Annotated in this window: 8 protein-coding genes; 5 read left to right on the top strand and 3 right to left on the bottom strand. The window is 71.7% G+C overall.

Annotated elements, in window-relative coordinates; translation table 11 throughout:
- Positions 1-306 precede the first annotated feature (306 nt).
- The gene (locus KY462_16405) at positions 307-1,005 is read left to right on the top strand and encodes a site-specific integrase (protein ID MBW3579280.1); all 699 of its coding nucleotides are present in this window, start codon (positions 307-309) and stop codon (positions 1,003-1,005) included.
- Positions 1,006-1,175: 170 nt separating this feature from the next.
- Complete coding sequence (locus tag KY462_16400; protein MBW3579279.1) at positions 1,176-1,733, top strand: GNAT family N-acetyltransferase; 558 nt, start codon at positions 1,176-1,178, stop codon at positions 1,731-1,733.
- Here KY462_16400 and KY462_16395 read toward each other — a convergent pair.
- Both KY462_16395 and KY462_16390 read right to left on the bottom strand, forming a co-directional pair.
- Positions 1,723-2,379 carry a response regulator transcription factor gene (locus KY462_16395; protein ID MBW3579278.1) on the bottom strand — a complete coding sequence of 219 codons (657 nt, stop codon included), beginning with the start codon at positions 2,377-2,379 and terminating at the stop codon, positions 1,723-1,725. The two genes, KY462_16400 and KY462_16395, sit on opposite strands and share 11 nt — an antisense overlap.
- On the bottom strand, positions 2,376-3,569 hold the full coding sequence (locus KY462_16390; protein MBW3579277.1) for a sensor histidine kinase: 1,194 nt from the start codon (positions 3,567-3,569) through the stop codon (positions 2,376-2,378). Before KY462_16390 ends, KY462_16395 begins: the two co-directional genes overlap by 4 nt.
- Before the next feature lie 152 nt (positions 3,570-3,721).
- On the opposite strand from KY462_16390, the gene KY462_16385 reads away from it, so the two are divergent.
- Complete coding sequence (locus KY462_16385; protein ID MBW3579276.1) at positions 3,722-5,944, top strand: MMPL family transporter; 2,223 nt, start codon at positions 3,722-3,724, stop codon at positions 5,942-5,944.
- 42 nt (positions 5,945-5,986) lie between these two features.
- Here KY462_16385 and KY462_16380 read toward each other — a convergent pair whose 3' ends face one another.
- The gene (locus KY462_16380) at positions 5,987-6,247 is read right to left on the bottom strand and encodes a hypothetical protein (protein ID MBW3579275.1); all 261 of its coding nucleotides are present in this window, start codon (positions 6,245-6,247) and stop codon (positions 5,987-5,989) included.
- A 111-nt stretch (positions 6,248-6,358) separates the two neighbouring features.
- On the opposite strand from KY462_16380, the gene KY462_16375 reads away from it, so the two are divergent.
- Entirely contained in the window at positions 6,359-6,526 is a 168-nt protein-coding gene (locus tag KY462_16375; protein ID MBW3579274.1) for a hypothetical protein, read from the top strand.
- Complete coding sequence (locus tag KY462_16370; GenBank protein ID MBW3579273.1) at positions 6,466-6,630, top strand: SRPBCC domain-containing protein; 165 nt, start codon at positions 6,466-6,468, stop codon at positions 6,628-6,630. Before KY462_16375 ends, KY462_16370 begins: the two co-directional genes overlap by 61 nt.
- Positions 6,631-6,915 lie beyond the last annotated feature (285 nt).

The raw sequence follows: 6,915 nt of genomic DNA, 5'->3' as shown, positions 1-6,915 counted from the left end.
AACGCATGTCCGCCAGTACCTGAAGGCGCATGCGGGGCCGTGGCGTTATCGCGACCGGCCGCGTCCAGGTTGTGCCCCTGTCGTAACGGTGAGACAGCGGCGCTCCGCCAGAACGCCCCTTTCGCCTGGCATGGGCAGTGGTCGCGGCCCGAGGTCCGGGGGCAGGCAGTGCTGCTTTCCAGACGCGCCGGCCGCCCGGCTGAGGGACATCGGCGGGCAGCCGGCGAGTCCTGGGCGGTGGGCCTGGTGTGACGTCAGAGAGGGCGAGTGAAGACCTTCCGGGCTCCACGAGCCTGAGGAGGCCACATGTCGCAGTTGCTGTTGGATGCCGCTGGCCGTCGTCGCTCGCCGGCGACGATGCCGGATTTTCACACCGGCCGGCCACCGCGTAACAAGGGGCGGCGCTACCCGGCCGACCCGCCCAGCATCGAGGAGATCCTCGCCGTCATGCGCGAGGCAGGCGATGGTATGCACGGACGGCGTCTGCGCGGCCTGATCGCCGTGCTGTGGCGCGCCGGACTTCGCATCCACGAAGCACTCGCGCTCGGCGAGGCCGATCTTGACCGGCGCCGCGGCTCGCTGCTCGTCCGGCGCGGCAAGGGCGGGCGCCGCCGCGAAGTGGGGATGGACGAATGGGCGTGGGAACAGCTGCAACCGTGGCTGGACGCACGCACCGAGCTCCCAGTGGGGCCGCTGTTTTGCATCCTCACCGGGCCTACGCGCGGACGCGCGTGGTCAAACACCGCCGTGCGCGCCCAACTGCGAGAGGCCGCTGCACACGCGGGCGTTCGGCGACGGTTCGCACCGCACCAGCTGCGTCACGCGCACGCCGTCGAGATGGCCCGCGAGGGCGTACCGCTGATCGTCATCCAACGCCAGCTCGGCCACACCAGCCTCGGCGTCACGTCGATCTACCTCCAAGGCATCGACAGCGCCGAGATCATCGATGCCGTTCATGCCCGACAAGCGCCCATGATCCCCGTCGACAGTTCGCTGCGCCTATGAGCGCGGCTGCCGGTCGTCGTCCAAAGCGATAGCGCCCGGCAGGATGCGGCGGATCCCACACCGCTGCTACGGGTCGTCCGGCCGCTGCTGCCGGGGGTGCGGCAAACCTCAGAGGCGAGACTGCTGACCGACACCACACGCCATCGTCGTCGTGTCACGATGGCCGCCTGTTGGAGATCGTGACCGAGCGCCTGACGCTGCGACCGTTCGACTTGGAGGACGTGCCGGCGTTTGTCGGCTATCGCAGCGACCCGGAGGTCGCCCGCTTTCAGTCCTGGGAGCCCACGTACTCGCGCGATGACGGCGAGCAGTTCCTTGCGTCACAGCAAGGTCTCAGGTTCGGCGTGCCAGGCGATTGGATGCAACTGGCTGCGGTGGATCGAGTCAGTGGAGCTTTGTGCGGCGATTGCGCCGTGCGAGTGGCGACGGACCAGCCGGCGACCGCTGAGGTAGGCGTGACGTTCTCGCCTTCAGCGCAAGGTCGTGGGCTGGCGAGGGAAGCGCTCACCGCCGTGATCGACCGGCTGTTCGACGAGCACGGCCTGCACCGGGTCTTCGCGCAGGCTGACGACCGCAATCAACCGGTGCACAGTCTGCTCGAACACCTTGGCTTCCGATGCGAAGCGTGCCTTGTCGAGGCCGACTGGTTTAAGGGCGAATGGACGACGCTGCGGGTGTACGCGGTGCTTGACCGCGAATGGGCCGTTGAGGCCCCGGTCAGCTCCTGATCCGGTCCGTCTCGTACGCCCACATGGCGATCTCGACGCGGTTCCGCGCGCCGAGCTTGGACATCAGGCTGGCCAGGTGCGACTTCGCGGTGCTGAGGCTGATGTGGAGCTCGTCGGCGATCTCGGCGTTGGTCCGGCCGCGGGCCACGGTGACCAGGACCTCCTCCTCGCGAGCCGTGAGGGGTTCGCGGGGCTGCGCCGGTGGCGCCTCGGCGGGGTTGTCGGAGAAGGCGGCGAGCAGCCGCACGGTGACGCTCGGCGCGATGAGCGCGTCGCCGTTGGCGGCGGAGCGGATCGCCTGGACCAGCAGCTCGGGCCCGGCGTCCTTGAGCAGGAAGCCCCGGGCGCCGGCCCGTAGGGCGGCGTGCACGTGCTCGTCGAGGTCGAAGGTGGTGATGACGACGACGGCGATCGGGTCGGCGACGTCCGGCCCGGCGAGCTGCCGGGTGGCCTCGATGCCGTCCATGCCCGGCATCCGGATGTCGAGCAGGCAGACGTCGGGGCGGAGCTCGCGCGCGAGGGCCACCGCCTCGTGGCCGTCCGCCGCCACGCCGATCACCTCGATGCCGGGCTGGGCGTCCAGGATCATGCTGAGGCCGGTGCGGACGAGATCCTGATCGTCGGCGACGATCACGCGAACCGTCATGCGGGGGTGCCGTTGCGCGGCAGCACGGCGCGGACCGCCCAGCCGCCGGCGGGGTCAGGCCCCGCCTCGAGTGCGCCGCCGAGGAGCGCGGCGCGCTCCGTCATGCCGACGAGCCCGTAGCCCGTCGCCGACCCCGCGCCGCCGAACGGGACGGCGGCTCCGTCGTCACGGACGGTCACGCGCACGGAGCCGTTCTCACCGGCGACCGAGACCGCTATGCGGGTGGCGGTGCGGGCGTGTCGCACCGCGTTGGTGATCGACTCCTGGACGACCCGGTAGATCGCGGCCTCGACCATCGGGCGGAGGCCCTCGAGATCGCCCGACAGCTCGACGTCGACCCGCGGCCCCTCTCCCCCGAGCATCGCGAGCCCCTCGATGTCGGCCAGACCCCGCTGGGGAAGGAGGTCGGGCACCTCGCCCGGGCGCCGAAGCGCCCCCACCATGCTGCGCATCTCGGTGAGCGTGCGCGAGGCGGCCTCCTCGATGACCGCGAGCGCGTCGACGGCGGCGTCCGGCCGGGATGCGGCAAGGGCACGCCCGGCCTGGGCGTGGATGGCGATGGCCGAGACGTGGTGGGCGACGGTGTCGTGCAGCCCGCGGGCCAGCTCCTCGCGCTCGCGGAGCCTGATCTGGTCCAGCTCGCGCAGGCGGGAGCCGGTGCGGTAGCGGACCGAGGCCCCGAGCACCGCCGGGAAGAGCAGGATCACCATGCCGGCCACCGCCTCGACGACGCCGGTGAAGTCGGCGGCGATGCACACCGCGCCGACGACCACGATGATCGACAGCCCGATCACGACCTCGCGCCCCGCCGCCCACCGGAGCAGCGAGTACGGGACGAGCAGCACCGACGCGGCTGAGTAGAGCCCGACCGGCTCGCCGGCGCCGAGGAGCCACGCCGCCGCGCCGGTCCCCATGAGACCGAAAGTGCCGGCGACGACGGGCAACGGGCTCGTCCGGCGCCACAGCAGCAGGACGATCGCCGCGACGGTGATCACCAGCGCGGCCGGCCGCCACGTCACCTCCTCGCGCAGGATGCTCTCGAGGACCGCCGCCGGCACCAGGACGCCGACGAGCGCCCAGTCGCGCCACACCCGCCGGGGCGGGTCCGGAACCCGCGGTTCGGCCCAGAGCGAGCGGATGGCGTTTCCCTCCACGAGCCCACCGTAGAGCGCTCGGGCGCGCCGCGCCATTGGCCGGAAGGACGACCTTGGAATGGGCCGGACGGCCACCTCGAAAGTGACCGTTCTGCCGATGTGCGGGCCGCCGGTCGCCGTCAGGCTGGATCGCACGCCGTGGCCACTCCACAGCGGTCCATCGCAACGCTTGAGCCGGAGGCACCACGATGTCGCACGCCCTGTACCGCCTGGGTCGCTTCGCCGCCCGCCGACCCTGGAGGGTCATCGGAGCCTGGCTGTGCGCCGCCGCGCTCGTCATCGCGGCGTCGGGCGCCTTCGGACGGGAGCTCGAGGACTCGGTCGAGGTCCCGGGACTCGACTCCCAGCGGGCCGGCGAGCTGCTCAGCGGGGCCGGTTCTGAGCGGGCGGGGCTGACCGCGCAGCTCGTCCTGACGCCGCGCGACGGCGCTGTCACCTTCCGCGATTCGGCCGAGGCGCGAGCCGCGTTGTCCGAGCTGCGGGCCGAGGCCGCCTCCCTGCCCAGCGTGATCGGCGCGGGCGCGAGCGACACCACGACCTCGCCCGACGGTCGCGTCGCGCTCGTCCGCCTGCGCTATCCGGTGATCGAGCAGCTCGACGCGAGCGACCTCGAAGCCCTCAAGGCGTTCGGCAGCGAGGCCGCGAAGGACTCGCCGCTCCGGATCGAGATGGGCGGCGATCTGTTCTTCGCCTTCGAGGAGCCGGAGATGGGGCCCGGCGAGCTGATCGGGCTGGTCGCGGCGGTCGTGATCCTCCTCGTCGCGTTCGGATCGCTCATCGCCATGGGCCTGCCGATCGGGATGGCCGTCTTCGGCCTCGCCCTCGGCATCGGCTCGATGTCGCTGCTCACCTACCTGGTCGCGGTGCCCAGCTGGGTGCCGCAGCTGGGCAGCATGATCGCCCTCGGCGTCGGGATCGACTACGCGCTGTTCATCGTCACCCGGCACCGCGAGCACCTGGCCCGGGGGATGAGCGTCGAGGAGTCGGTGGGTCGCGCGGTGGCCACCGCCGGCCAGGCGGTGATCTTCGCCGGTGGCACCGTCGTCATCGCGATCCTCGGCCTCGCGGTCGCCGGCGTCCCGTTCCTCACCGCGGCCGGCGTGGCCATCGCGGTGATGGTCCTGATCGTGGTGGCCGCCTCGGTCACCCTGCTCCCCGCGCTCCTGGGCCTCGCCGGGCCCCGGATCAACGGTCTCCGCGGGCGGCGGCGCCGCCGGACCGCCGCGCGCCCGGCGGTGAGCCCGCGCTGGACGCGGTGGGGCCAGGCCGTGTCGAGGAACGCGTGGGCGTCGGTCGTCGGCGTCACGATCCTGCTCCTGGCGCTGACCGCACCGGTGCTCGACCTCCAGCTGGGCTTCCCGGACGAGGGCACCCTGCCCGAGACGCGGACCGAGCGCCGGGCCTACGACCTGGTGGCCGACGGATTCGGGCCCGGCAGCAACGGCCCGCTGGTGATCGCGGTCGCCACCGCAAAGGACCCCGGCGTGGTCGACCCCCTCGTGCGCGCCATCGCGGCCGACGCGGGGATCGCCCGGGTGGCTGCCCCCGAGATCGACGCCGAGGCCGGCGTGGCGGCGCTCCTGGCGTTCCCGACGACCTCACCGCAGGACGAGGCGACGAGCGACACGATCGCGCGTCTCCGGACCGAGGTGCTCCCGTCGGCCCTCGTCGGATCGCCGGCCCGGGCCCACGTCGGCGGCCAGACGGCGACCTGGGTCGACCTCGGCGACCGGGTCACCGACCGGCTGCCGCTGTTCGTCGCCGCGGTCGTCCTGCTGTCCTTCCTGTTGCTCACCGTGGTCTTCCGCTCGCTGCTCGTCCCGCTCAAGGCCGCGGTGATGAACCTGCTGAGCATCGGTGCCGCCTACGGGGTGCTGGTCATGGTCTTCCAGTGGGGATGGGGCGCCGGCCTGATCGGGCTGGAGACGACCGTGCCCGTCATCCCCTTCATCCCCATCTTCATGTTCGCGATCCTGTTCGGGCTGTCGATGGACTACGAGGTCTTCCTGTTGTCCCGCGTGCGTGAGCACTACCTGAGGACAGGCGACAACGACGCGTCCGTGATCCACGGTCTGGCGACCACGGCCCGGGTGATCACCTCGGCCGCCCTGATCATGATCCTGCTGTTCCTCGGCTTCGTCGTGAGCGACGACCCCTCGACCAAGATGTTCGGCCTCGGCCTGGCGACCGCCATCGCCGTCGACGCATCGATCGTGCGAATGGTCCTGGTGCCGGCGACGATGAAGCTGCTCGGCGACGCCAACTGGTGGCTCCCGGGCTGGCTCGACCGCCGCCTGCCCACCATCGACCCGGAGGCAGAGGCGGGGCTCCCGGAAGCCGGGATGGGAGCCGATCCGGACCCCGCGCCGGTGGAGGAGGACCGGAAGCCACCGCTCGTAGCGGCCGGTTGACCCCGAGGCGAGACTGCTGGGAGTTCGCTCGGCCCTCGATCGCTAGGCGTCGAGGTAGCCGAGCCGCTCAAGTTCCCGTCGCTCGTCCACCGTGGTGCACGCACGGATGTCGGCGGCCAGGTCCTCCGGGTCGTGCGCCGTGACGACCACGGCGGGCGCCGCGCCCTGCCAGAAGCTCGCCGTCGCCAGGCGAACCGCCAACCGGCGAAGGATCCGACTGACCGCCTCGTCCTCTGGGGGCCCGTATCGGTCCAGGGCATCGAGCACCTGCAGGGTCTCCTCGCCGTACTCGACGTCCACCACGGGCGAGCTCCGGCGAGGCCGTCCTCGGGAGCCGTACCGCTAGCGGCTTGGTGACTGGCGGCCGAGCGCGTGCACGTCGCCCTCCGTGTCGGCGGACGCTACGAGCTGGTGATGATCGACCGCCAGAACGGCACGCGCTACCCGCTGCGCTACGAGATCATCGAGCTGGTCGTGCCCGACTCCTCGTGCTCCGCTGCCCCGCCCTGCCGGAGATGGGCATGCCCCACGACGTTCTCACGCGCGTGGAGCTCCACGACCATGGAGACAAGACGCGCATGACGCTCAGCGACGAACCGTACCCGTCACCAGGTCGCGGTCAGGCAGAAGCCGGCTGGAACGCCGCCGTCGAGAAGCTCGCGAACCTCGTGACCGCCTCTGGGTGACGCACGCGGTCTCCGAGCCGCCTGCTGCTTTCCATGCCCTCCGGGAGCCACGGCCGCCCGAAGCGCACGCCGCTGCCCCTCGTCGGGGCATGAAACTGCGGCGTGAAGGTCTCGTCCGGGTCTGGGGCTACGGTCGCCGGGCCGGAGTCAGGGGCCTTCTGGGAGAACGCAGATTGGGCAGGCCGTTTCTTGGACGATGGGCGCTGTATGAGCCCGACCTTTGTCTGTGGGCGCCCCTGCGACTGGTCCGGATGGGCTGCGAGCGCGAATCCCTCGGTGTCGTTA

Source organism: Actinomycetota bacterium, from assembly GCA_019347675.1.
In the GTDB taxonomy this organism is placed as follows: Bacteria; Actinomycetota; Nitriliruptoria; order Nitriliruptorales; family JAHWKO01; genus JAHWKW01.
This window is presented reverse-complemented; position numbering and strand designations above follow the sequence as displayed.

Excerpts from the sequence above, each read along its gene's own strand:
- KY462_16405 (MBW3579280.1), top strand. The coding sequence starts at position 307 with ATGTCGCAGTTGCTGTTGGATGCCGCTGGCCGTCGTCGCTCGCCGGCG.
- KY462_16395 (MBW3579278.1), bottom strand. The coding sequence starts at position 2,379 with ATGACGGTTCGCGTGATCGTCGCCGACGATCAGGATCTCGTCCGCACC.
- KY462_16390 (MBW3579277.1), bottom strand. The coding sequence starts at position 3,569 with ATGGCGCGGCGCGCCCGAGCGCTCTACGGTGGGCTCGTGGAGGGAAAC.
- KY462_16385 (MBW3579276.1), top strand. The coding sequence starts at position 3,722 with ATGTCGCACGCCCTGTACCGCCTGGGTCGCTTCGCCGCCCGCCGACCC.
- KY462_16375 (MBW3579274.1), top strand. The coding sequence starts at position 6,359 with ATGATCGACCGCCAGAACGGCACGCGCTACCCGCTGCGCTACGAGATC.
- KY462_16370 (MBW3579273.1), top strand. The coding sequence starts at position 6,466 with ATGCCCCACGACGTTCTCACGCGCGTGGAGCTCCACGACCATGGAGAC.